Annotated in this window: 24 protein-coding genes; 12 read left to right on the top strand and 12 right to left on the bottom strand. The window is 41.5% G+C overall.

Annotated elements, in window-relative coordinates; all coding sequences use genetic code 11:
- Positions 1-132 precede the first annotated feature (132 nt).
- Positions 133-1,311 (bottom strand): PQQ-binding-like beta-propeller repeat protein, encoded by a 1,179-nt coding sequence (locus tag NSQ29_RS28070; protein ID WP_341126556.1) that lies wholly within the window; start codon positions 1,309-1,311, stop codon positions 133-135.
- 319 nt (positions 1,312-1,630) lie between these two features.
- On the opposite strand from NSQ29_RS28070, the gene NSQ29_RS28065 reads away from it, so the two are divergent.
- The 3 genes from NSQ29_RS28065 (at position 1,631) to NSQ29_RS28055 (ending at position 4,497) form a co-directional block, all read left to right on the top strand.
- Complete coding sequence (locus NSQ29_RS28065; protein ID WP_341126555.1) at positions 1,631-2,245, top strand: LysE/ArgO family amino acid transporter; 615 nt, start codon at positions 1,631-1,633, stop codon at positions 2,243-2,245.
- Between the two features lie 242 nt (positions 2,246-2,487).
- Positions 2,488-3,471: a GMP reductase gene (gene guaC, locus NSQ29_RS28060; RefSeq protein ID WP_042192907.1), complete on the top strand. Its 984-nt coding sequence runs from the start codon at positions 2,488-2,490 to the stop codon at positions 3,469-3,471.
- A 135-nt stretch (positions 3,472-3,606) separates the two neighbouring features.
- The gene (locus NSQ29_RS28055) at positions 3,607-4,497 is read left to right on the top strand and encodes a diacylglycerol/lipid kinase family protein (RefSeq protein WP_339267916.1); all 891 of its coding nucleotides are present in this window, start codon (positions 3,607-3,609) and stop codon (positions 4,495-4,497) included.
- 102 nt (positions 4,498-4,599) lie between these two features.
- On the opposite strand, the gene NSQ29_RS28050 is transcribed toward NSQ29_RS28055, so the two are convergent.
- The 3 genes from NSQ29_RS28050 to NSQ29_RS28040 all read right to left on the bottom strand — a co-directional run bounded on the left by NSQ29_RS28050 (position 4,600) and on the right by NSQ29_RS28040 (position 7,120).
- On the bottom strand, positions 4,600-5,781 hold the full coding sequence (locus NSQ29_RS28050) for a multidrug effflux MFS transporter (RefSeq protein WP_341126554.1): 1,182 nt from the start codon (positions 5,779-5,781) through the stop codon (positions 4,600-4,602).
- 239 nt (positions 5,782-6,020) lie between these two features.
- On the bottom strand, positions 6,021-6,557 hold the full coding sequence (locus NSQ29_RS28045) for a DUF2798 domain-containing protein (protein WP_042192914.1): 537 nt from the start codon (positions 6,555-6,557) through the stop codon (positions 6,021-6,023).
- The gene (locus NSQ29_RS28040) at positions 6,554-7,120 is read right to left on the bottom strand and encodes a TetR/AcrR family transcriptional regulator (protein ID WP_076298048.1); all 567 of its coding nucleotides are present in this window, start codon (positions 7,118-7,120) and stop codon (positions 6,554-6,556) included. Before NSQ29_RS28040 ends, NSQ29_RS28045 begins: the two co-directional genes overlap by 4 nt.
- 412 nt (positions 7,121-7,532) lie before the next feature.
- Between NSQ29_RS28040 and NSQ29_RS28035 the strand changes: the two genes are divergently transcribed.
- Positions 7,533-7,934, top strand: coding sequence for a RidA family protein (locus tag NSQ29_RS28035; protein ID WP_076284986.1), 402 nt, complete (start codon positions 7,533-7,535; stop codon positions 7,932-7,934).
- Positions 7,935-8,060: 126 nt separating this feature from the next.
- Here NSQ29_RS28035 and NSQ29_RS28030 read toward each other — a convergent pair whose 3' ends face one another.
- A complete protein-coding gene (locus tag NSQ29_RS28030; RefSeq protein WP_341126553.1) occupies positions 8,061-9,473 on the bottom strand; it encodes an alanine/glycine:cation symporter family protein in 1,413 nt (470 codons plus the stop codon).
- 199 nt (positions 9,474-9,672) lie between these two features.
- Here NSQ29_RS28030 and NSQ29_RS28025 point away from each other — a divergent pair, with 199 nt between their 5' ends.
- The 4 genes from NSQ29_RS28025 to NSQ29_RS28010 all read left to right on the top strand — a co-directional run bounded on the left by NSQ29_RS28025 (position 9,673) and on the right by NSQ29_RS28010 (position 14,145).
- Positions 9,673-11,238, top strand: a complete 1,566-nt coding sequence (locus tag NSQ29_RS28025; RefSeq protein WP_341126552.1) for a catalase — start codon at positions 9,673-9,675, stop codon at positions 11,236-11,238.
- Positions 11,239-11,378: 140 nt separating this feature from the next.
- The gene (locus tag NSQ29_RS28020; RefSeq protein ID WP_341126551.1) at positions 11,379-12,365 is read left to right on the top strand and encodes an SDR family NAD(P)-dependent oxidoreductase; all 987 of its coding nucleotides are present in this window, start codon (positions 11,379-11,381) and stop codon (positions 12,363-12,365) included.
- The gene (locus NSQ29_RS28015; RefSeq protein WP_341126550.1) at positions 12,362-13,468 is read left to right on the top strand and encodes an undecaprenyldiphospho-muramoylpentapeptide beta-N-acetylglucosaminyltransferase; all 1,107 of its coding nucleotides are present in this window, start codon (positions 12,362-12,364) and stop codon (positions 13,466-13,468) included. Before NSQ29_RS28020 ends, NSQ29_RS28015 begins: the two co-directional genes overlap by 4 nt.
- Before the next feature lie 164 nt (positions 13,469-13,632).
- Positions 13,633-14,145: a DinB family protein gene (locus NSQ29_RS28010; RefSeq protein ID WP_341126549.1), complete on the top strand. Its 513-nt coding sequence runs from the start codon at positions 13,633-13,635 to the stop codon at positions 14,143-14,145.
- Positions 14,146-14,169: 24 nt separating this feature from the next.
- On the opposite strand, the gene NSQ29_RS28005 is transcribed toward NSQ29_RS28010, so the two are convergent.
- Entirely contained in the window at positions 14,170-14,757 is a 588-nt protein-coding gene (locus NSQ29_RS28005; RefSeq protein WP_042192931.1) for an NAD(P)H-dependent oxidoreductase, read from the bottom strand.
- Positions 14,758-14,878: 121 nt separating this feature from the next.
- Here NSQ29_RS28005 and NSQ29_RS28000 point away from each other — a divergent pair, with 121 nt between their 5' ends.
- Positions 14,879-15,316: a MarR family winged helix-turn-helix transcriptional regulator gene (locus NSQ29_RS28000; RefSeq protein ID WP_042192933.1), complete on the top strand. Its 438-nt coding sequence runs from the start codon at positions 14,879-14,881 to the stop codon at positions 15,314-15,316.
- Positions 15,317-15,431: 115 nt separating this feature from the next.
- Here the strand turns inward: NSQ29_RS28000 and NSQ29_RS27995 are convergent, their stop codons facing one another.
- The 6 genes from NSQ29_RS27995 to NSQ29_RS27970 all read right to left on the bottom strand — a co-directional run bounded on the left by NSQ29_RS27995 (position 15,432) and on the right by NSQ29_RS27970 (position 21,802).
- Complete coding sequence (locus tag NSQ29_RS27995; protein WP_042192935.1) at positions 15,432-16,313, bottom strand: SMI1/KNR4 family protein; 882 nt, start codon at positions 16,311-16,313, stop codon at positions 15,432-15,434.
- Positions 16,314-16,477: 164 nt separating this feature from the next.
- Entirely contained in the window at positions 16,478-17,389 is a 912-nt protein-coding gene (gene hprK, locus NSQ29_RS27990) for an HPr(Ser) kinase/phosphatase (protein WP_042192937.1), read from the bottom strand.
- A gap of 150 nt (positions 17,390-17,539) precedes the next feature.
- Entirely contained in the window at positions 17,540-18,904 is a 1,365-nt protein-coding gene (locus NSQ29_RS27985) for an ABC transporter substrate-binding protein (RefSeq protein WP_341126548.1), read from the bottom strand.
- Between the two features lie 9 nt (positions 18,905-18,913).
- Positions 18,914-20,023 (bottom strand): efflux RND transporter periplasmic adaptor subunit, encoded by a 1,110-nt coding sequence (locus NSQ29_RS27980; RefSeq protein WP_341126547.1) that lies wholly within the window; start codon positions 20,021-20,023, stop codon positions 18,914-18,916.
- A 10-nt stretch (positions 20,024-20,033) separates the two neighbouring features.
- Positions 20,034-20,891: a carbohydrate ABC transporter permease gene (locus NSQ29_RS27975; protein WP_339267938.1), complete on the bottom strand. Its 858-nt coding sequence runs from the start codon at positions 20,889-20,891 to the stop codon at positions 20,034-20,036.
- A 14-nt stretch (positions 20,892-20,905) separates the two neighbouring features.
- Positions 20,906-21,802 (bottom strand): carbohydrate ABC transporter permease, encoded by an 897-nt coding sequence (locus NSQ29_RS27970; protein ID WP_076284997.1) that lies wholly within the window; start codon positions 21,800-21,802, stop codon positions 20,906-20,908.
- A gap of 146 nt (positions 21,803-21,948) precedes the next feature.
- Between NSQ29_RS27970 and NSQ29_RS27965 the strand changes: the two genes are divergently transcribed.
- The 3 genes from NSQ29_RS27965 (at position 21,949) to NSQ29_RS27955 (ending at position 24,788) form a co-directional block, all read left to right on the top strand.
- The gene (locus NSQ29_RS27965) at positions 21,949-22,659 is read left to right on the top strand and encodes a response regulator transcription factor (protein ID WP_341126546.1); all 711 of its coding nucleotides are present in this window, start codon (positions 21,949-21,951) and stop codon (positions 22,657-22,659) included.
- Between the two features lies 1 nt (position 22,660).
- Entirely contained in the window at positions 22,661-24,049 is a 1,389-nt protein-coding gene (locus NSQ29_RS27960; RefSeq protein WP_339267941.1) for a sensor histidine kinase, read from the top strand.
- Positions 24,050-24,197: 148 nt separating this feature from the next.
- Positions 24,198-24,788, top strand: a complete 591-nt coding sequence (locus NSQ29_RS27955; protein WP_339244073.1) for an urea carboxylase-associated family protein — start codon at positions 24,198-24,200, stop codon at positions 24,786-24,788.
- Positions 24,789-24,802 lie beyond the last annotated feature (14 nt).

The raw sequence follows: 24,802 nt of genomic DNA, 5'->3' as shown, positions 1-24,802 counted from the left end.
GAGGCCTTACTAGTTACAAAAGGTCATGAGAAGGGATGACATTTATGCTAGGGGTGTAATTACAGAATAGAAAAAAAGATACCATCCCTTTAGGGGCAGCATCCCTTGATCAATCCTAATCGATTTCTGGAATTAAAACTTAATTCGTGAAAATCCATTGTCTGTCATTACATACCCCACGCCATTGCCTACATAGTTGAAATTAAAATCATCCTTCAGCTTAAAAGTATAATCTACTGCGAGCGTTTTAGGATTTAAAACATATGTGGTGGAACCCGGGAAGCCAAGCTCAATATTACCATCCTGTAATCGGCCCAACGATACAAAAAATTCTGTCTCATCTTTAAGCGCTACCGACTTAACCAATCCTTTGACATTATATAGAGACAGCTTGCCATTGGCATAAACCCCATAAACTTCACCAAGTGAGGATACGACAGCATCACCTGCGATATCTCTTCCCCACAGTAGATTACCTTTAGAGTTGAATCCGAATAACCGATTCCCTGTCTTTGGTATATTAGTACGGATTAGTACTGTTCCATCGGAAAGCACCTGATTGTAAGACACTTCAGTGTACGAATCGGCTGGCATTTGATATGTAAACACTGAATTTAAGGAAGAATCGAGTGCCTGGATACGTGAGCCTTTCCCACCACCGTAATTCGTTTGAATTAAGACACGATTTCCTTGCGCCAATACCGTTCCTTTATAAGAAATATTTTTTACTTTGGTACCACTTTTATTAATTAAAGTTAGTGACCCGTTATAATTCCCATTGTTATCAAAATTACCTTGGGATGCAAAGACTAAACTCCCGTTATCAAGTCTATATAAGTATCCCTCTGTCTGAGACAAATTCACTTTCCATTTCCGTTTTCCGTCTGGTCCCACCGCATAGATCTGAGTTGCGTCAGGTGAAAGATTATCTGTAAAGGTTATGTATACCGTTCCATCTGGCGCCACTAAATAATCTTTCGATTCACGAAACATCGCTGTGCCAGGGTCTGCAAAATTAACTGACCACTTTAGCCTCCCTGTCTGTGTATCATAAGATTTCAGCGTATCAACCAACCATACCTTAGTTTGGGTAGCATGCTCTTCCTTAGTGTGGAGATACACTGTATTTAATGATGGAACCTCCACGGGACCCCCTTCTATACTTTCTAATGCTCCCACAACATTCAGCTGACTCCATTGGGGGCTAGGTAATTTCGTTACTGTTCCAGCGGCCTCTACAACATTAAAAGATAGCGTACTGGCGGTAATCAGCAAGAGCGCAAGAAGACCTGTAAATATTCCTTTTTTCAAAAAATATCAACCTTTCTTTCCATAAATAGTATGTATCATGTTACTTTACTACCTTTTTTAAGGGACAACAAGATTATATTAATCATCTTTTTAAATGAAAGCCCTCATTGTATGATAGTACATATTATTTAGCCAGATATTACAGATAAAGGAGTTGGGATATAAGATGAGTGAGGAGAACAGCCTACAGCACGTAATCGATTCATTAAACGAATGGGTGATTAAATTACCGCAGGAATTCAAGACTATCTAGAACATATGGAGCACCATATTCAAAGGCAATTTTATAACGCATTACTCATCATCGGAGGAATCATCTATGTTAGCCGCACTACTTCACGGAATCGCCTTAGCCTTTGGATTAATTCTTCCGCTTGGCGCACAAAATGTCTTTGTATTTAACCAAGGGGCCTCACAGCCAAAGTTTAAAAAAGCCATCCCAGTTATTATTACGGCTGCTTTATGTGACACCCTTCTTATTTTATTAGCCGTCTTAGGCGTTTCTGTTCTTGTGTTTGCCATCCCTGTTCTGCAGACCGCTTTATTTGCAGTAGGACTTGTATTTCTTTTGTATATGGGATGGTCCATCTGGAGAAGCACACCTACCTCTTCATCCCAAGACACAGCACCTCTATCTTCAAAAAAACAAATTTTGTTTGCGATGTCCGTTTCTTTATTAAATCCACACGCGATCCTGGATACAATTGGGGTTATCGGCACCAGCTCCCTTAGTTACACGGGCATAGACAAAGTTACATTCGCCGTTTCGACTATCCTTGTTTCTTGGATTTGGTTCTTTGGGCTTGCTGTAGCAGGAAAGACCGTAGGACAAATAGATTCAAGCGGCAAAATCATGCTGATCATTAATAAGCTCTCTGCGATTATCATTTGGGTCGTTGCAGCATATATTGCTTACAAGCTTTTTCAGATGTAATAGAAGAAAGGCCATCCCTATAGGGATGGCCTTTTGTTAATATCTATACATATTCTTGTCCCTACATTCAGTTCACTATATGAGAGTCATAAGCCGTACACCAAATCGTCGTATAATTAAGTCCAATTTACACCATAATGTACTAGAATTTTGACTTCTTGTTCGGAATGCTGTACATTACAAAGTGGACGAACAATAATCAAACCAAAATACTATAATGTTCGCATTTAGAGGTGTATATAATGAAAAAAGTATTCGATTATGAAGATATTCAGTTAATTCCTGCAAAATGTATCGTAAATAGCCGTTCTGAGTGTGATACAACAGTCACCTTAGGTGGTCATACTTTTAAATTACCTGTGGTACCTGCAAATATGCAAACCATCATAGATGAGAAGATCGCCAGCTTCTTAGCCCAAAATGGCTACTTCTACATTATGCATCGTTTTGAACCGGAGAAGCGTACGTCTTTCATCAAGGACATGCACACCCGCGGATTAATCGCATCCATTAGTGTCGGAGTCAAAGAAGAAGAATACGATTTCGTTGAACAATTAGCTAACGAACAGTTGATTCCGGAATTCATTACGATCGATATTGCACATGGTCATTCCGAGGCTGTCATTCGAATGATCAAACATATTAAACAGTATTTACCTGCTAGTTTCGTTATTGCTGGAAACGTGGGAACTCCTGAAGGCGTTAGAGAATTAGAGAACGCTGGGGCCGACGCTACTAAAGTGGGAATTGGACCAGGGAAAGTATGTATCACGAAGATTAAGACAGGATTCGGAACAGGTGGCTGGCAATTAGCCGCACTACGCTTGTGTGCCAAGGCTGCAAGTAAGCCTATTATCGCTGACGGAGGCATTCGGACACATGGAGATATCGCCAAGTCCATTAGATTTGGTGCTTCCATGGTCATGATCGGTTCCCTATTTGCTGGGCATGAAGAATCTCCTGGTGATACCATCGAGATCGATGGAAAGCTGTATAAAGAGTACTTCGGCTCCGCTTCTGAATACCAAAAAGGTGAAAAGAAGAATGTTGAGGGCAAAAAAATAGTTGTCGAGCACAAAGGTGCTTTAGCAGAAACCTTGAGAGAGATGGAGCAAGATCTTCAGTCCTCGATTTCTTATGCTGGAGGCAATAAATTAGAAGCTATTCGTAAAGTAGATTATGTTATCGTTAAGAATTCCATTTTTAATGGTGACAAGGTCTATTAACAAACATAAAAGAGGTGAGTAAGACGACTTAGGTCGTTCTTGCTCACCTTTTTTTAGGTTGTTATGATTTCTGCTATACCACTTTGGGGTAATCATCTAATAGGCTATTAGATTGAACAAGAGAGGATAATCCCTATGCGGCAAGCTATGATTATTATTAACCCCTCATCTGGTAAAGAAGAAGCTGGCGAATATGTCAGATATGCAGAAAGAGTTCTAGCTGATCAAGGCTACTTGGTTACGATTAAGGAGACGGCAAAAGAACTAGATGCAACTCGTTATTGTATCACTGCCTGTGAGGAGTGTTACGATCTAGTCGTCTCCATTGGCGGGGATGGCACGCTTCACGAGACCATTAATGGTCTTATGAATCAGAAACAACACCCAAAGTTAGGTGTAGTCCCTTTAGGAACGGTTAATGATTTTGCCCGCGCGTTACAGATTCCATTGAATCCCGAAATAGCCATTCAAACCCTTGCTTCCTCGAACGTAAAGACAGTAGATATTGGTTGCTTGAATGACCGCTTATTCGGAAATGTTGTTGCTGTAGGTTCAATCGCCGGATCTTTATCCTCCGTTTCAATCGAAGAGAAAACCAAGCTCGGCTCTTTGGCATATTTGAAAGAAGGCCTAAAACAACTTACAAGCACTTCCCCCCACCCTCTTGTCATTCATTATGACGAGAAGACATGGCAAGGCGATTCCCCGCTTTTTCTCGCCGTGTTAACCAACTCCGTTGGCGGATTCGAGAATCTGATACCTGATGCTGCGGTTGACGATGGTCTGCTTCACTGTTTTATTATTCAAGACCTCAGTATACTCAATACCATTACAGCCAGTATTTCTTTACTACTTGGCAGCCTTAAGGATCATAAAGACGTTGTCTATTTCACGGCCCAAAATGTGACTGTGAGCTCTCCAGAAGCCGTAAAAACCAATGTGGATGGTGAAGAAGGTCCGATTTTACCAATTACGCTAAGTGTTCTCCCTCGTCATATCCAAGTCATTGTGCCGGAAGTAGACTAACAAATAAAAAGCAGTCCGGAACTCAAAAAGTTCCAGACTGCCATTCATTTATGGATACCCCGTTCCATATCTCCTTCTAATCAAATAACTAAGAAGTAAATTCTATTCCGATACAATAAACTTTTTACTTAATAACCACATTCCGCCGCTAATCCCTAAGAAATAGATGGGCATCGTCAGTAATGAACCATTATGCAGGGCGCTCATTCCCCATGTCGCCAAACTAACTAATAAGTAATATCCCAAACTGAAGATCGCACCTGCTGTTCCCACAACATCCTGAAAATTGACAAGCGCAAGACTTAGACAATTAGGTAAAGCGATACCGGCCCCCATTAACATGACAAAAAGGGTTATTAGAATGCATACCATCAACATCATATTCGGCAACGAGACAAGGCTGCTTACGATTGTTAATAGCAAAGCCCCACTGGTCATCACTAAACAGCCGATGTGAATTATTTTTTCTGCGGCATAGAGACTCAATAATCTCTTGGACATCATTGCTCCCACTATCGATGCCAAAGCCACAACAATGCCTAGAAAACCATATACTCCCGGTGAAATGTTAAAGTGTTCAATAAATATAAAGGGTGCTTCCGCATAGTAGCTAAATAAAACTCCATTGATGCCCCCGATCAGTAACCCAAACACTAGTACACGTGGCAATGAGAGCATTCTTTTAACGATAGGTAGAATAGCCACCTTTTTTCTCACGGAAACATCAGTCGTTTCTGGCAGCTTCCAAAAAGCATACACAAATAACAACACACTCATCATCACTAATGTAAAGAAAACCGCTCGAAAACCAAAAGCTTGATCCACCCATCCGCCAATAAGCGGCCCTACTGCTGGAGTAAAAGCGATCACCGCCGAGATTTGGGCAAACATGGCATGCCGCTTATTCCCGGATACACTCTCCCGAAGAATGGTTTGCGTAATGATAGAGCCAGTTGCTGCTCCAAATGCTTGAATGAAACGGCTGACCAGAAGTAGAGTAATGGATTCCGAGTAAAAACACATCAAGCTTCCAACACCATATACAATGAGGCCACCCAGCATGGCAGGTCTCCGTCCGATGAAATCAGAGAGCCAACCCCAACACAAAACACCTAAAGCAAATCCGATAAAATATATACTTAATGTTAACTGTACAGAACTATTAGAGACCCCAAGTGCTACCGCAATATCCGGCAACGATGGAGTGTAGATCGTCTCACTAATTTGCGGAAAAGCCACAAGAACAATCATTAGCAGTAAAGATGGTGCTGCATATTTTTTCATATTAAATTCGCCCTCCTACAAGCTTATATCCTCGAACAACAACAAGAATATGAGCCTAGCTAGGGAAATGGGGGCATCATTATGGCAAGACGACTATAGATCATCATGTTCGATATTACCTTTCATTGTTAAGTTTTCTTTGTTATATAGGAGGGTTTCAATGATTCAACTAAAATATCATTATATACGGTAATAGAAAAGCTCTCAAACGAAACGCATCGCCTGAGAGCATATTTATGTTATGAGTTTTGTTCCGATAATCCATTTACAGTTATACCAGCGGCGCTGGACTTCTTTTTATCCTGAGAAGCATGTAGCTTTACCATCACAAATCGTGCAAAAGGTTGGATCACTATACTTTCAGCGATCAGTACAATTAGGAAATTTCTTGGCCAATTCGCTAAGAAGTGATTGAACGTTTCAGAACTCAACCCGTTTCCGATGATGTCTCCAATAAAGGTCATCACAAATGACATTCCTAGTACGGTGAAAAGAATACGAAATAGAATTTTGGCGTTGAAGCTATCGCTAGGTTGTGTGAATTTAGCTGTCAGCTTTTCTGCGATACGCCCAATAACAACAGGCTCTAAAATCATAACAATGACCCAAATGATCGGAAACACCTTAAGGATCGATAAGGCAACTTCCCCATTAAATTCTCCAACCGCTAAAATGATATTTAATGAAGACATAAACAGAACGGTTAGTGTACAAATAATTGCACCGTATAATGCGCCCTCTTTACCGTTTCTCGGTAATCTTGTTTCTAGATTCATGATGTTCTTCCTTTCAAAATTGTCGGTAATAGTTTCGCAATAGTCTTTAAAGGTGCGGTAGATCGCTGCGTTTGACACAGCATGATCGCACCCTCAATCGAGGTTGTCAGCAATAAAGCAATATCAGAAGCTAGTTCATTCGAGAAACCTTCAGTTGCAAGCTTCGTGTAGTAAATAGTCTGAATGTTCTCATAAAGTGAGTTACATGCTTGGCGGACAGGCTCACTGACCGTAGCCATTTCACTGACAATACTGCTAAATGTATAGCCTGTAAGCTTGCCCTCGGTTTCCAGGTTGTGAATTAACTTATTAAGCATGAATTGTGTGGCCTCTTGTGTAGAAGAATGCTTTTTGAAAATGTCCTCCATATCTATTGTTATTGCTTCCTTTAGGCTTTTTAGACAAGCAATTAATAGCTCTTCTTTTCCATTTGGAAAATGATGATAGAGCGCTCCTTTGGTAACATCACAAGCTTTTAAAATTTCACTAACGCCTACACTCTTATAACCTTTTTGTTGAAAAAGGAGTGTCGCCTTCTCAATCATTAGTGATTTTGTATCCATAATTACGTATTCCCCCTAACATACCAACCGGTCTGTTTGTAATTATAACAATATAATATCCGTTAATGTAAGTGTTTTTTGCTTTTTTTCAAAAAAAGCATTGAAGTTTTCATGAAATACAGTAAAAAAAGACCCTAATCATGTTGTGCCGGAGGAGGCAAAGTTGCCGTCGCACATGGATTAATGTTATCATTCTGATGAAGTTATTTTACTTTAAATATGAAGGAGGAATACCTGATGAAAAAGAGATCCCTAAAATATTTATCTTTTGGTATTGGGTATTCTACTGCTGTTTTTTTCTAGAATTAATGATTGATAGGATAAGTCTGTCAAAAATTAAAACTAAAAAACAGTGGAGATATATAACCTAGCTATCGTTATGTATCTTCTATTTAAAGGAGACTTCATAAAAATGAATTTAAATAATAATGTGATCACAAGATATAATCCAGAAAATATTGCGAAACCCGTTGGTAACTACAGTCATGTAACAAAAATAAGCAGAAACGCTGAAATGTATGTATTTTCTGGTCAAATTGGAATCGATCAAAACAGTAATATCCCTACAGATTTTAATCAACAAGTAACAAATACGATGAGTAATATTGTAGAAGTCCTCTCTTCTCAAAAGTTGACTCCCGATAACGTAATCAAAATCAACATTTGGGCCACAGAAGAAATCGATTGGGATCATTTCTATGGAATTTGGAATAAAGTATTCGGGATGACGCCTCCTTCAATGACCATTGCATATGTTAAAGGATTAGGTTTACCTGAATTGAAAATCGAATTAGATGTTTGGGCTGCAGGATAAACTATATTAAGCAGGACTAATTTAAAATACTGTACGCAAAACGAGCCTTAGAAGCAATTCTAAAGGCTCGTTTTTGTAATCTGACAGCAAAAAGAGCTCAGTCTCCTGAGCCCTTCAAATACATTTCTATCTTTTTATATCTGAAGAATTGTCCCAACCTTCAACGTTCTCGAGCCCCGGAATGCTGTCTTTATAGAAAACAGGATCCTTCCCTTCACGTTTCTGCTTTTTATAATCCTTCAAGGCGGCAAAGGCCACTTTAGATAATAGCAGGATGGCAATCAAATTCACGATAACCATGAAGCCCATAAATAAGTCGGCCAAATCCCATACCAATTGAACCTTTGCTACGGAACCAAAAATAATCATCGCCAAAACACTGTATCTATAGAATAGTAATACCTTTTTGTTGGAATTCAAAAATTCTATATTGGTTTCACCGTAATAATAATTTCCAATTAACGTGCTGAAAGCAAACAAAAAAATCATAATCGCTAGTGATCCGGATGCCCACGAACCAATATGCTCGCTTAATGCGGCTTGTGTCAGCTTGATTCCGTCCAGCCCTGGCTGCTTATAGGCATCAGACAACAAGATAATGAACGCCGTACTCGAACAAATAAGTAACGTATCTGTGAGTACGCCTAGCGCTTGCATTAGCCCTTGTTTCACCGGATGACTCGTAGTTGCCGTTGCCGCAGCATTAGGCGCACTACCCATACCCGCTTCGTTAGAGAACAAACCACGCTTCACGCCCTGTAGAATTACTGCACCAAGAGAGCCACCAGCGACTTGTTCAAATCCGAAGGCACTTTTCACAATGAGTGCGAAAACTCCTGGGAGTTCTGTAATATTAATCAGCATAATAATAAGAGCAGCCCCAATGTAGATTCCTGCCATTACCACTACAATATATTCGGACATTCTTGCGATACGCTTAACACCGCCAAAGATAACCAGTGCAAAGGCAGCAGCCATTACAAGCCCAAGAATGGCCCGATTGGTGCCAAATGAATTTTCAAAGGCCACTGTGACCGTATTCGATTGGACCGCGTTAAATACAAGCCCGAAGGATAATGTAATCAGAACCGCGAATATCGCACCCATCCAGCGCTTGTTCAGGCCTTTCTCCATATAATAGGCAGGCCCACCGCGAAATCCGGTCTTATCATTCACTTTATATACCTGTGCCAAAGTGCTTTCTATAAAACCGGACGCTGATCCAATAATGGCAATCACCCACATCCAGAAAATAGCCCCTGGACCACCTATGGCAATAGCAATTGCGATTCCCGTTATATTACCTGTTCCTACCCTCGCCGCCATACTAATGCAGAAAGCCTGGAAGGATGAAATACTATCTTTTGACCTTTCATTGGATCCTTTAAGAACCCGAAACATTTCTTTGAACATACCAAACTGTACAAATTTCGATCTTACGGTGAAATAAAGTCCACAAGCAATAAGAAGGATCACCAATATTTTCGACCACAAAAAATCATTTGTTACGCTAATCATACTATCTAAAAATTGTTGCATGTAATTCCGCCTCTCCATTCTGTCGATACCAAGTTGCTAAGCTTATAACACATAGTATTTTCAAATATAACAGTCATTATTTCAAATGCCAATAAAAATTGTAACTTTCATAACATCTCTTGTCAGTGGGTTTCGCATACTTTTCAGAATTCTGGTAGAAAATACTATTCATATCTGAAGAGAGGTGGAGCTTTGCCATATGGATAAGGAAAAAGAAGATATGATTTTAACGGATCGACAGGGACATCCCATTACAGATAATCAAAATATACGAACGGTAGGAAATCGCGGGCCATCGACGCTCGAAAACTACCACTTTATCGAGAAAATATCTCATTTTGATCGAGAGCGTATTCCGGAACGTGTGGTGCATGCTAGGGGTGCAGGAGCCCACGGGTATTTTGAAGCTTATGGAAAAGTAGGCGATGAACCCGTCTCGAAGTATACGCGTGCTAAGCTTTTTCAAGAAGCAGGCAAAAAAACACCTGTATTCGTAAGGTTTTCAACAGTGGTTCATGGCGTGTACTCTCCGGAGACCTTTCGTGATCCACGTGGCTTCGCCACAAAGTTCTATACAGAGGATGGCAACTGGGACTTGGTCGGCAACAATCTGAAGATTTTCTTTATCCGTGATCCGCTGAAATTTCCTGACATGGTTCATGCTTTCAAGCCAGATCCCGTGACCAATCTGCAAAACCCGGAGCGGATGTTTGATTTTGTATCGAACTCTCCTGAAGCTACTCATATGATTACATTCCTGTTCTCTCCTTGGGGGATTCCAGCCAACTATCGGCAGATGCAGGGGTCTGGTGTTAATACCTATAAATGGGTGAATGAAAACGGCGAAGCCGTCTTAATCAAATACCATTGGGAGCCGCTGAAACATGGCATCAAGAATCTAACTCAGCAAGCCGCTGAGGATATACAAGCCAAAAACGTCAGCCATGCTACGCAGGATCTATATGAGGCTATTGCGCGTAAGGATTACCCTGAATGGGAGCTTTGTGTGCAAATCCTAAGTGACGATGAGCATCCTGAGCTCGATTTTGATCCACTCGATCCTACTAAGCTTTGGGATCATGAACGTTTCCCATTTTTACCTGTAGGGAAGATGGTTCTGGATCGAAATCCAGACAATTATTTTGCCGAGGTCGATCAGGTCGCTTTCGGGACTGGAGTTCTAGTAGACGGTCTGGATTTCTCGGATGACAAGCTGCTGCAAGGCCGGACGTTCTCCTATTCGGATACTCAGCGGCACCGGGTGGGCGCCAACTACATTCAATTACCGATCAATGCTCCAAAGACAAGGGTAGCGACGAATCAGCGGGATGGGCAAATGACTTATCATGTGGATAAGGCGCCTGAGCAAAACCCACATGTAAATTACGAACCTTCCTCGCTTGGCGGGTTAAAGGAGGCAGCTCCTTCTGGCAAAGAGCATCAACCGATGTATAATGATCGACTAGTTCGCGACAAAATTAGTCGGACAAATGACTTCGGGCAAGCTGGTGATACCTATCGCAAGTTCGAGGATTGGGAACGGGATGAATTGATTCATAACCTGGTCGATGCCCTAAAAATATGTGCGCCTGTGATTCAAACCAATATGATTGAACATTTTACAAAAGCTGATCCAGACTACGGTCGCCGAGTGGCTGAAGGTCTTGCTCAAGCCAAAGCTGACCACAAGCATCTAGGTACTTCAGAGAATCGAGACGGCGCGGAAATTGCGGAGCAATCCGGTAAACAAACCGATGGCTATTAGAAGTTAAATGAAGGGTTAAGGGACCTGTTATAAGGGTTCTTTAACCTTTTTTTGATTTTAAGAGCTTTCGCTTTGCCATATTCACGTAACATATGAACACTATGATTATTGTGTAGCTAAGATCATAGGAGGAACAAACCGTGCAAAATACAACCATATTAATTACCGGTGGAACCGGATCTTGGGGACGACAACTCGTGAAACGGTTATTGGAAAGAGACCCAAAGGAAATCAGAATATTTTCCCGCAATGAGTCACTTCAAGTAGAACTACAACAGGAATATCATCATAATCCCAAACTAACGTTCATCATCGGTGATATACGTGATAAGCAAGAACTGATGCAAGCTTGCCATCAGGTAGATTATATCTATCATTTAGCGGCCTTGAAGCATGTCCCGATCTGCGAACAACAACCAGACAGTGCGATGAAGACTAACGTACTCGGAACTCAGCATGTGATTCAAGCCGCTATTAAACACGGCGTAAAAAAAGTAGTTTATGTTTCAACCGATAAAGCAGCGCAACCATCGAGTACCTACGGAATGACAAAATCACTCGGTGAAAAGCTAATGGTCCATGCCAATCTCAGACAAACCAAAACTCAGTTTGTATGTGTGAGAAGTGGCAATGTACTTGGCTCAACGGGTAGCGTGGTGCCTATTTTCAAACAAAGTATTGTGGATGGAGTAGACATTTCCCTTACAGATGCTAGAATGACTCGTTTTTTCTTAACCATAGATGATGCAATTACCCTACTCCTTAAAGCAACAGAAGAAAGCAGAGGCGGAGAAGTCTTTGTGACCAAAATGCCTGCTTGCAGCATTAAGGATCTTGCCCAAGTCTTAATTGACGACTTATCAACTAGCACGATCCAAATCAAGGAAACGGGGATACGTCCCGGTGAAAGCTTAAGTGAGGCCCTAATTTCGGAATTCGAGAGCGCCTCATCTATACATCTGGATAATCACTATTATGTGATTCTCCCTCCTTTTGCTATAGAAGGTTTGCAGGAAGCTTATGCCTCTTGCCCGCCTGTGGACTTCCAAAGCTATGATTCCAATCATGTGTTGATGAGCAAACCTGCGATAAAAGAAATGTTACAACATGGTGGGTTTCTAGCATGAGTACCTCGATCGTATTTACAGGTGGAGGCTCCGCTGGCCATGTATCCGGCAACCTTGTGTTGATCTCTAAGTGTTTAGCAGAGGATTGGGACGTCCATTATATAGGCTCCGAACAAGGGATTGAGCGCAAGCTTTTGTCTGACTACAAGGAGGAAGTGACCTACCATCCCATTTCCACAGGGAAATTGAGACGCTACTTCGATTGGAAGAATGTAACTGATGTATTCAAAATCATGAAGGGCATCTTTCAATCCTACCGACTCCTACGAACCATCAAACCTGGTGTGATTTTTTCTAAAGGTGGATTTGTTTCTGTACCCGTCGTGATTGGAGCCAAACTCAACAAAGTGCCCATCATTATTTATGAACCAGACTTAAATCTTGGACTAGCTAATAAAATCTCACTTCCGTTTGCCACTCATCTGTGTACAAATTTTCTGGATACTGTAACCAAATCTGCTTCTCTCAAGGCCGTTCATGTGGGACCGCTCTTGAAGGAGCAATTCAAATTAGCTGATAAACAACGTGGTTTAGCCTTTTGCGGATTCACCTCTGCTAAGCCTGTTCTTCTTATTATGGGAGGAAGCCAAGGGGCACACAGCATTAACCAAATGGTGAACAATGTACTCGCTGAGTTGATAAATAAATTTCAAGTGGTTCATATTTGCGGGGAGGGAAAGGTTAATTATCACCTCTCGATGTCAGGCTACAAATCGTATGAATTCATTACAAGCTGTGAGCTGCCGCATTTATTAGCTATGGCGGATGTTGTCGTATCCCGTGCAGGCTCAAATTCTATGATGGAGCTTCTTTCTATGCAAAAGCCAATGTTATTAATTCCTCACACGAATGGTGGCAGCCGCTCTGGTCAACTTGCCCAAGCACAGTATTTTCAACAAACTGGACTCGCTGAAATGTTACTTGAAGAAGAGATGACTAATCAAACCTTTGTTCATTCGATCATGACGCTATACGAGAACCGCTCTACTTACAAAGATAAGATGAAGCCTTATGAGAACGGCAGAGGAGCCTATAAGGTAATGAATTTAATCAAACAAGTAAGCGGCGAGGACTTAACAATGATCAAGGCAGGTACGGTTTAGATGGGAATGAAGCTAGCGAATTGGTTGCTCCTCTGCTTTATCGCTGTCGTCTGTATTTTGGTTTATTTTGGACAAAGGGTCCTATAATAAACATCTCTAAATTGTACCGAACATTTTTGGAATGGGTATAATTAACGTATCTATAATCTTAGGGGGAGAAACTCATGGAGAAACATCCGACGTTAGAAATGTATGACTACAATGTATGGGCCAATCAAACGATCATCCATCGCTTAAAGGAGTTGCCTAAAGACATTTATCATAAGGATATCCAGAGTGGTTTTTCTTCAGTAGCAAAGGTTGTGACGCATATTTATGTCGTGGAGAATATTTGGTTTGACTTGATTTCAGGGCGAACTAGGAATGAAGCTAAAGCATCAGCTGCCCAATTAGAGCCCTTGTTAGCAATAAAAGATATTGAAGAAATGGATGTCCTCTATCGTGAGCTAACCAGCAAAAATAAAATAGTGTTGGCTAGTCAAATAGATAAGGACCCCACCGTTGTGTTAGATCATCCAACTATGGGATCACTTGAGACATCCATTTCCGGTGCTATCTTCCACGTAGTAAACCATGGCAGCTATCACCGTGGGAATATCGGGACTATGCTGCGACAAATGGGCCATACCTCAGTGCTGCAGGATTATGTTGCCTATCTTTATAACGAGTCCAAATAATCATCGATCCGTTATCTTTGAGAGTTAATTAGCCACAGCTTTGAAATATTGATAGACCTGATTTAGCTTTTTGTCATGTTTACCTTTTGGACTCTCCATATTCCCAAACTCGAAAAACTTCACTTTTTTCATACCGCAATATTGAAATAATGCTTTTCTCATCAGCACCTTATGGGAATTGTTTAACCAATATAAAGGATAAAGGGTTGGCCCCTTCATGCTGGAAATACAAACCACGGACTTCCCTTTCAGCAGCCCTTCGGGGATAAGGCCGCCCTTTTCTCTATAAGCAAAATTAGAGGCAAACATTTGATCAATATACCCGAGCAGCATGGCTGGAGGCCGGCCCCACCAGATCGGATACACAAACACAATTTTGTCTGCCTGACGAATCTGCTCACGATACTTCTCAAACTTGGGATCGATATGCATGTCTCTTCTACGTTTATTTTCGTTAAAGACCAGCACCGGATCAAATTGCTCTTCATATAGATCAAGCACCTCGATGTTCGTGATCTTTCGATTTTCATTACTTCCTTGAATGACTTTATTGAGAAAAGCATAACTTAAACTTTTATGATTCGGATGAGTATAGATGACTAAAACATTCATTGGTCCACCTCTTTAATTATCATTTGATAACAAAATCGTATCACAATCTTTATTTAGTTGTCAAATGATAATTGTATTATGATAATTATTTTGTTAAAGTTTACACTAAGAGGTGATCGTTATGGACAAAGAAGCGTTTTTTCATAAATTAGTGACCTTTACGACGGCAGTCCATGAAGTAACATTCGATTTAACCAAAGATGTTAGACCGGAAGGTATTACGCCCGTTCAATATAGTATTCTGGAGTATATTGCGGTCAGCCAGCCTGTTACCCTCAGTCAAATTAGTGATTGTAAGAATATCTCTATGCCGAACACGAGCCGTGAGCTCAAGAAATTAACAGAAAAGAATCTTTGTGAAAAGCTGGATGTCGCAGAAGATCGGCGTAAGCAAATGATTCGGTTGTCTGACGCTGGACAAGCGATGATGAACAAAGCTTTTGAACAGATCGGCGAACGTTTCCTGGACCGGATCAAGGATTCTTCTACTGAAGAACTGGAAGAAATCAACCGAGCACTCGATGTGCTTCAGTCCAAGGTGTTTAATAGCGACAATTGAGCAGATTAAAAAACAGAGCAGCTGCCTCCATTATAGGAGAACCGCTGCTCTGTTTTTTTCGATCGTTTATTTGGCTGATTTATCAGCCCCACATTCAGCTAAATCGCCGAATCCACTATTTCACCAGTCCACCGATAAAGGACTCAAAATTGTCAGCCAAGCGTGTGATCTTGTATTTGTTATCTCGATCTACATGGATAACCTCGGGTTCGCCATCATTTCCAAACTCGCGGTAATCCAGCATGATTACTTCATTCTCAGAAGGACAATCACAAATCACCACACCAACCTCAGGATAACGTCCATTTTCAATCACAGTCCGGCTGCCTGAAGCTCCACACAGCGACTTATTCTTATCTCGTCCAATTCCAAGGATCCCTGAAATCGTAATAAATTCTTCTGTTCCCGGAATTGGGTACCGAGTGTTATGAGGAATTCCCCCATTATGTAGCTTCATCATTTCAACGTAGTATTTTGGCAGCTTAAAAACCAGCTCTTCTTCTACTGAAGCAATCAATGCATCTGTAGGCGATTCAGAGATATATTCTGAGAACGCATACTCGCTGTCATCCCAAAAGTTGGTGGTGTCGATCGCTACTACAGGCTTCTTAGCAGGTTTATTCACAGGCTTTTTCGTAGCTTTCTTAGCCAATTTTCGTTTGATCCATCCCAAAAACTCTAAGGTGTCCTCATCATCAGGCTCTAGCTCGTCTGCAATTGTAAATGCTTTTAAAGCTTCGTCGTACCGCTTCAGATAATAATAGGAAACTCCGATACGGTAATGCCAAAGCGGGTCACCTTCACCCTCTTCTTCAATGCTCAAATACTGCTCTAAAGCTTCTTCATATTGCCCGAGATTATTAAGCGCTCTGCCCAAATGACTAGTTAGAACATAATCTCTTTCCTCTTCAGGAATTTCCGTTATTGCATCCACGATTTCTTGAAATTCATCCTCTTCATGCCAAGTATCCAATTTTCCCAATAGCTCATCACTCATCATTAATACCTCCTAGTAACGATCACTCAAAATACCTATTAGAAATTATACCATTTATAGCCTATGCCCAGCCAATCACGCATCAAAGGCGAAATTTAGTTAAAAAAACAGACCACATAGCTCTTCTGCGGTCTGTTACGTATACACAAATTCATGAGCACCCCTCATTGCTTGTTTTCAATCCTCTGCATAAACTCTTCAACGGCGCTATAGCCAAGCTGCTTCAGATACCAGTTGTTGGCGGCAGCTTCAATTAGGCCGGCTACGTCACGGCCGGGCTGAAGCTGGATTTCAATATGCGGAATTTGGACACCGAGATAGTCTGTGAACTTCGGCTCCAGTTCGAGCTCATTATTCAAGGAATTTTCTCGCCAAGGAGATAACTCGATGTCGAGTACAATTCGCGTCTCATCCTGAAAAGCTCTACGCCCGTACTGGCGTACAACATTGATCAGACCAATACTGCGCAGCGCTAGGAATTCGCGGGTCGTCTCGTTATGTGTGCCGAGAAGCGTCGCCGGTCCCAGCTTCTTCAGCACCACGATATCATCCGCCACAAATCGATGACCTCTTCTAATAAGCGTATGCGCGGTTTCGCTTTTTCCAATCCCTGACTTGCCTCTGAGTAGGACACCTATACCAGACACGTTTACACATACTCCATGAATTGAAAGCTCTGGCGCCAGCGCCTTCACCAGATAGGTATCAATCTTTGCGATGATCTCTGTCGTCGTCTCCTGCGTCCGAAGCAACGGGATGCCCTCTTCTTCGCAGAATAGAGTTAAATAAGGAATCTCCTGCTGACCTGTCGTCACAATAAAGCATGGTGGATGATACTTGACGATATTACCAATATGTAACTTGCGCTCTTCAACGCTTAGGGTTAACAGATAATTGATTTCCTTGCAGCCCAATACTTGTACCCGCTTCGTTGGGAAAAAATCAAAGTAACCCACGAACTCCAGACCAGGTCTATGCGCCTTTGAACGAGTGATTTCACGATCCATGCAGCTAGCACCTGCAAGCACTTCCAGCTTAAACGTCTCTGTAAGGCTTTGAACGGTAGTCGATTTCAATGCTGTTCCCTCCTGTGGCTGCGTATCTCGAATACGCAATACGGTTAACGGGATATATTCAACGACAAATGGGATGATTCCTGCAAAATAAACAAAAGGGCGTTCAATCACCGTTAAATGATTGAGCGCCTCTCGATTAGAACGTTCTATTTACTCGTTAATGTAAGTGTTGACTCGATTTTGAATCAGCTTGCTGACGTCTTCAGCGGATTTCTGACCACTCATATATGAATCAAATTCTTCAATTGCAATTGAAACGACCTTATGATCACTAGATAAATTCCTACTTGCTCCATCTAGAAGCTGATGTAATTCTTGAATTTTACTTTCTACAGTCTCAGCATCAAACTTCTGTTCTAGAAGAGGTAGTGTTCCCGCTACTGCCTGCTGCTTAGCATCATTAAGCTGTTTCTCCACAACTCCCTTATGCAGCGGAAAACCCTGTACCACTGGTGAAGATTGCATTTCTTCGGAAAGCATGAACTTAATAAAGTTCCAAGCTTCCTCTTGAACCTTGGACTTGCTGTTAATGCCTAAAGTAAAGTATGACTTAAATGGAGTTCCGTTATATTTTCCATTGACTGTTGGATTTTGATATAGTTTAAGCTTTGGATCAAGGACTTGAGAGAGGCCTGACATTGGATCGAAAAGGTTAGCATTGTTGAACAAGGTTTTGGTATAGTCGTACGTAAAATCATTACTAAGTACGCCCTCATCATACATCGATTTGATTTGCTTCATCATATCTCGAAACAGATCGGAATCGAAATTCGCTTGACCTTGATCAATGAGCTTATCATAATTAGCTTCTATATACTCCGCTAACATTTGAATCGGGAATAGATTAACAAATGCGAAATAATCCTCACCAACTTTTCCCTTAAGCTTCTTGGAAATATCTTTAAACTCATCCCATGTCCATGTCTGATCATCGATTTTAATGTTAGCCTGTTCTAACAACTCTGTATTCCCAGTTAGCGCGTCGATGACAAATGAGAATGGCATTGCATACAAACCATTACCATCTTGGGAGCCCTCAAAAATATTCTGATAGTACTGATTTCGATCAAAGTCAGCATCCTTATCCATCAGATCATAGAAATTAGTCAGCATGTTCTTGGCGACATATTTGTCCTGTGGTAGATCGTTCATTACGATCATGTCCGCCCCTTTGCCAGACATCATCTGTGTGCTCACTGTTTGTATATACTTCTCAACATCGCCCTTTGAGAATGCTTCTCCTGATTGACTCATTCCATCTTCATTCGTTTGGGGTCTAGCTAGATACTCTTTGATATCAATTTGTATATCTGGACGAATTTTTTTGTATTGCTTAACCGCCTCCTCTAAATAAGGAGTTACCGCCATAGTCGCAATCTCAATCTTCTTGCCATCCTGACCTGATTGTTCATTAGATGTTCCTTCTGTACCTGATCCCACGCTGCTGCTAGAGCATCCCGATAATACGACTATCATTGCTAATAAGGCCAATACCCATCTTCTATTCAAATTCATTCATTCCCTTCAATATACTCGGATTCGATTACCTTCCTGAAGTGGTTCACTTGATTCAATAATGATCTCATCATCAGGACTTAAGCCGCTCACAGCTACAATCTCATCTTCGGTTGAATCACCCGTTACAATATAAGCCTTGCGTGCATTAAACGTATTGCCGAGTGAGCTTTTCTTCTCCTCAATTACAAAGACATAGCTCCCTGTTGTATCTTTATGAACCCATTTCTTTGGTAACACATAACCTTTTTCATTTGACTCCTTCTTTATATCCAGACTGACTTGTTCGCCGCCTTTAATACCATCATCGGAGACAGAAACGACAACCTGATAACTGGATTTATCGGATGAATCTTCTTCACTGCTCTCTTGGGATGCAGCTTTAATCTCTTCAATTACACCGTTAACCAGTGTATTGTCTTTCTGCAATCGAACAGAAACCTTAGATCCAATCTCGAATAATGCCGTATTATCCGACTCGACAGCAAATGAAAATTCGAAGCCCTTACCACTATCCATTAAGGTCAGGATTGTCCCCCCTTGTGAAGCATTAATACTATCCTCTGCTGTAATCTTTGTGACTTTTCCATCAAAGGGGGCAGTCAGTGTCTGTTTATCCGCTTTATCTTTGCGCAGCTTATTCATCTTTCTTTGCGCCAGTTCAAGATCCATATTATCCAGTTCAAGAGCTCGCTCTGCCTTGGCAATCACTTGCTCATCACCACCTATTAATGCATTGAGCATATCCTCCTCGAGAATCTCCCGATTTAGCTTTTGTTTCTTAAGCGCCGTTTCCTCTTGATAGATCTGTTCATCCAGATCAGAGCTATCAAATGTCACGAGCTTTTGCCCCTTCTTAACCTCAGCATTCTCTTTTACATGAACCTTCACAATTTTAGAGCCAGTCTCATTCAACAAATCCACCTGCTTCCGAGGTGTTAAGACTCCACTCCCTTTAACCTGATAAACTAATGATTTCGAGGTAAGTTTCTCCGTAACTACTTTGGGCAGCGTCATCGTTTCGAGTGTGCTGCTAAAGAAAGTCAAACCAGCCAATATCGCAAAAAACAATACAAACAAAGCAGCCGTTAATCGTTGTCGCTTAGATGTGCTTGTCATCTCATTTCCCCTATCCTTTAATTCCAGAAAGCTCTATGCCCTCAATAAAATACCGTTCCGCCAAAAGAAACAAGAGAATCATAGGCGTCATATACAAGACCGCAGCCGCAAAGGATACCCCAAGCGCATCTTCCTGTAGACGAGATAGAAAAATGGACAAGGGCTGCAAATTGGCATCCTGCAGAAAGATCAGGGGCTGCTCCACCATATTCCAGTAATCTGCAAACAGCAGAACAACAAGCGCTGCCATTCCAGGTTTAACCATAGGCAGGACAATCCTGATAAAGGATCGAAAATAACCCGCCCCATCCATTTGGGCTGCTTCCATATATGCCGTTGGAATTTGGAGCATAAATTGTCTGAGCAGGAACACACCAAACGCCGCAAATATCCCTGGTAAAATAATGGAGCTTGGACTATTAATCAGCCCTAGCCGATCGGACATGATATAGTTCGGCACAAGCGTGACCTGAAACGGCATGAGCATGGTTATCAAATACACAATAAATAAGGGCTCTCTGCCAGGAAATCGCAGCTTAGCAAATGCAAATGCCGCTAATGTTGCCACCACGACCTGGCCTATAATGATTGGAAACACCATAAATACAGAGTTCCAGAACATACGAAGAAATTGCGAGGTTGAAATAAGCACCTTATAAAATTGCTCCAGCGAAACCCAATCTGGAATCAGCTTCAAATTCACAAAATCGTTCATCTGTGTATTACCTAACATGCCGTAATTCATCATAATTTCCTTCTCCGTCATCAAGGAGCTTACCATTGTGAGCACAACCGGAAATAGCATTACCAGCGCGATTACGGCTAAGATAATAGTAAGTAGCAGTGTTCTTATCTGTTTCTTGTTCATCTACACCCCTCCCTTTACTCCATAAATGAACGGAACTTATGTTCAACTCGGAAGAGCATCAACACAATGACTAAAATACAGAGCACCATTAAGAAAGCTGCAGCCGACAGCTTCTGAATATCGAGCGATAAGAACATATTGTTCATATAGTGCTGAAGCATATAGATACTGTCATGAGGATAGTCACCCGCAACTAAATAAATTTCCCGAAATACCTTGAATGAGTTCAGAATCGACATCAGCATCACTAAAAATCCTGTCGGTATTAAATAAATCAAGGTGATCTGGTGCTTACGAGCCCAGCTTGCACCTTCCAGGTTTGCTATCTCATAATATTGATCTGGGATATTTTGCAGTCCAGCCAAGAATAGAACCACATTATAGCCAATGTTTTTCCATACATAGATAAAAATAATGACCCCTTGCGCCCACTCTGATTTCATCCAATCGATCCGCTCAATTCCAATCCACTCTAATGCATGATTGAAAAAACCATTCCAGTCGAATAGGATCTGCCATACGAGCACAATTGACGCTACTGGAACAACCAGTGGCAATACATATGAGGTACGCAGCCAATTCCGAAGATAGACTCGTTTGTTAAGCAGCATGGCAAGAGCAAGTGACAACAGAATAAGGATCGGAACACCAATTATTGTGAACCAGAATGTATTCCCTGCCGCCTTTTGAAAGGACGAGCTAGCTAATAGGCTCTGATAATTGGCAAACGATAACCCTGCCTCACCACTTGGATTCTCAAATGAAAATACAACACTTTGACCAAACGGAATCAAATAAAATAGCGCAAACCCGATCAAACTCGGAGCAAGAAAGCAGAACGCCACAAGAATCTCCTTGCGAGCCAAATATGAAATTCTCACAGCCTCAACCTCCTTTCGAGCTTGTTCCATACAAGCAACATGTTTACCGTACAAATAACTATTCTATAGATCAGCTTCGGTATTAATTTGGAGCAATTGTGGAAAAAGTATGGAAAAGCCCGCTTGAAAGGACAACTTTGTTAGAATAAAAGATGTATTGGTCAGGAGGTCTGTTGATGAAGAACTATCAAATCGCAATCGTTGAAGATGATTGTCATATAAGAGATATCGTTGAGAATTATTTACAGAAGGAAGGCTATAGCACCCTATCGTTAGGTTCAGCAGAAGAAGCGCTCATGTTATGGAACACAGAGCGCCCGGATATGTGGATTCTAGACATCATGCTTCCAGGTATGAATGGCTATGAATTCTGCAAACAAATTCGTAAGGAAGCCGAAGTTCCTATTATTATGATCTCTGCTCGTGATGAGGAAGTAGATAAGATACTTGGACTTGAGCTTGGAAGCGATGATTATTTAACTAAGCCTTTCAGCCCACGTGAGCTGGTCGCACGAGTAAATCGTTTATTCCATCGGCTTAACTCCCTTACAGAAAGATCAGAACAGAGTATAGTCTCTTCTAAATCAAACGACCTCATCATCGATGAGCTTCGTCTAGTATTAGATAGTCGTCTGGTTTACTGGAGGTCTAAAGAAATTGAAATGACGGTGAAGGAATTTTCATTGCTTCATACCTTAGCAGCGCAACCGAATCGAGCTTTTTCTCGCAATGAGTTGTTAACATTAGTGTGGGGGAATGACTATTTCGGTAGCGATCGGGCAATTGACGATTTAGTCAAAAGACTTCGTCGTAAAATGGAAGACCTGCCTCTTGAAACCGTTTGGGGCTATGGTTATCGAATGCGCGTGGATGGAGTGAAGACATAACATGAAACTAATCTATAAGCTTCATTTATCATTTGGAATATTACTGGTATGCGTACTCGTGCTTACAGCTACATTCGTTTATCCTCTACTAATGGACACACTAATCAATAATCAAAGAGAAGAGCTAAGATCACAAGGCAGTGCAATGATGGAGTTGGTCAATTCGTTACCTGTTCAAGACCTAACACCTTCTCAGTCAGCAGCAGCTATCGTACAGCCGGCTCAAGAAATTAATAGATCCGTCGATGCGTTACTCATAGAGCCGAATCGTAATATATTATTTAGTACAATGACTGAAGCGCAGACACAGACATGGCTACCGCTCATTGAACAGCACTCAAGTCACAATCAGCAGGATTTATGGGAAAATGGACAGGAGAAATATATTGTTGAGACCTTAACTTCTAATCCACAGAATCTTGATCCAACTAGTGCTGTAACCGCAGCCACCCTTGTCTTGTCTACACCGCTAAGCAAAGTAAAATCATATCAATCAGAGCTTTTTACAAGAATGATGTTCATTATGGTGATTGGGGGCATTATTGCCTTTGGCCTAAGTTTATTTATTACCAAACGTCTCGTTACTCCTCTTGAGAAATTAAAGCTTGAGCTCAAAAAAGTTGAAAAACGCCAATTCGATGAGGTACAGCTCATTCAAACTGGCGGGGAAATTGGTGAGGTAGCCCAAAGTGTCCATCATCTCGCAGGAGAACTTAAACAATACCATCATGCTCAAAGACAATTTTTCCAGAATGCTTCTCATGAACTTAAGACCCCACTAATGACGATTCAAGGTTATGCAGAGGGAATACGAGATGGTATTTTCACCGGGGATCGTGCTGACAATGGTCTCGATGTAATCTCGAGCGAATGTGAACGGCTTAAGGGCATTGTCACAGAGATGATCTTGTTAGCCAAGCTTGAAAGTGAAGATGGTATTTTTGATCAAGAAGAAGTGTCGGTTAAACAATTAATCGATAAAACCGTCGATCGAATACGTCCATTAGCTATAAATGAGGAAGTTGACATCAAGGTAAGGTATGAAGTGGATAACCCGAGCAAACTTCATATTCATGGAGATTCAGAAAAACTATTACAAGCGGTACTAAATATTATGAGTAATGCGATCAGGCATGCATCACAAGCCGTGGATATAGAAATTTCAGAGCAGGATGGACAAGTGCAGATCGATGTCATAGATGATGGTCAAGGTATTCCTGATCAATTACTGCCTCAGCTATTTCAGCGTTTTATTAAAGGTAAGAATGGAGAAACGGGACTTGGACTCGCCATTTCACGTGCAATTGTTGAACGGTGCGACGGTACTATATCCGCTCATAACGGAGAGCATGGTGGAGCGATCTTTCGAATGAGTTTTCCTTCAAAATAAATGTCATTCTGATCCTCAAAGACTGTCATCGAATCGAATACGAACTCTTTCTATGATGCCGCCAGACAGCTCTATACTTTGTATGACTTTTTTGGCAAAGAGCCATACTAACCCTCACAGACTATGACTATCCCGAAGGAGAGTACTGATGAGCGAACAACAATGGCTGATTCCAGCAACCAAGGGATTGGGCTTCAAGTTGGACAAAGGACAGATTGTCCGGGTAACCGATGTAGAAGGAGAGCAGGTAGCCGATTTCGCTGCTTATAACGCCGTTCGCCCTAATGAACGGATTGACCCCGGTGTAACGATAGATGCTCTAGGCAAGATGAATGTTCTTCCGGGGGACATCCTCTATTCCAACCAATACAGACCACTGTTTACTATTATTAAGGATACTGTGGGCCGCCATGATTTCATTAACTCTGCCTGTCGTCCCGAGATGTATGAGGTGCTGTATAACAAAAAGAATCACGCCAGCTGCTACAATAACCTGAATGAGGCGCTGGAGGAGTTTGGCCTGCCCGCTCCCGATCAGCATTATCCGTTTAATCTTTTTATGAATACTGTCATTGATCCTTCTGGAAAAGTCAGCGTGGAGCGACCGCTTTCTAAAGCTGGGGATTATATTGAGTTGCGGGCTGAGATGGATCTGATCATTGCCATATCGGCTTGTCCCTGCTCCGAAAGTGTCTGCAACGGGTATAAATGTACACCGATTGCCGTGGAGATCCTTTAGAGTATGTCGCAAAG

It is taken from the genome of Paenibacillus sp. FSL F4-0236 (genome assembly GCF_038000135.1).
In the GTDB taxonomy this organism is placed as follows: Bacteria; Bacillota; Bacilli; order Paenibacillales; family Paenibacillaceae; genus Paenibacillus_AQ.
The sequence above is the reverse complement of the archived record's forward strand: the minus strand, read 5'-3'. Positions and strand labels throughout refer to the sequence as shown.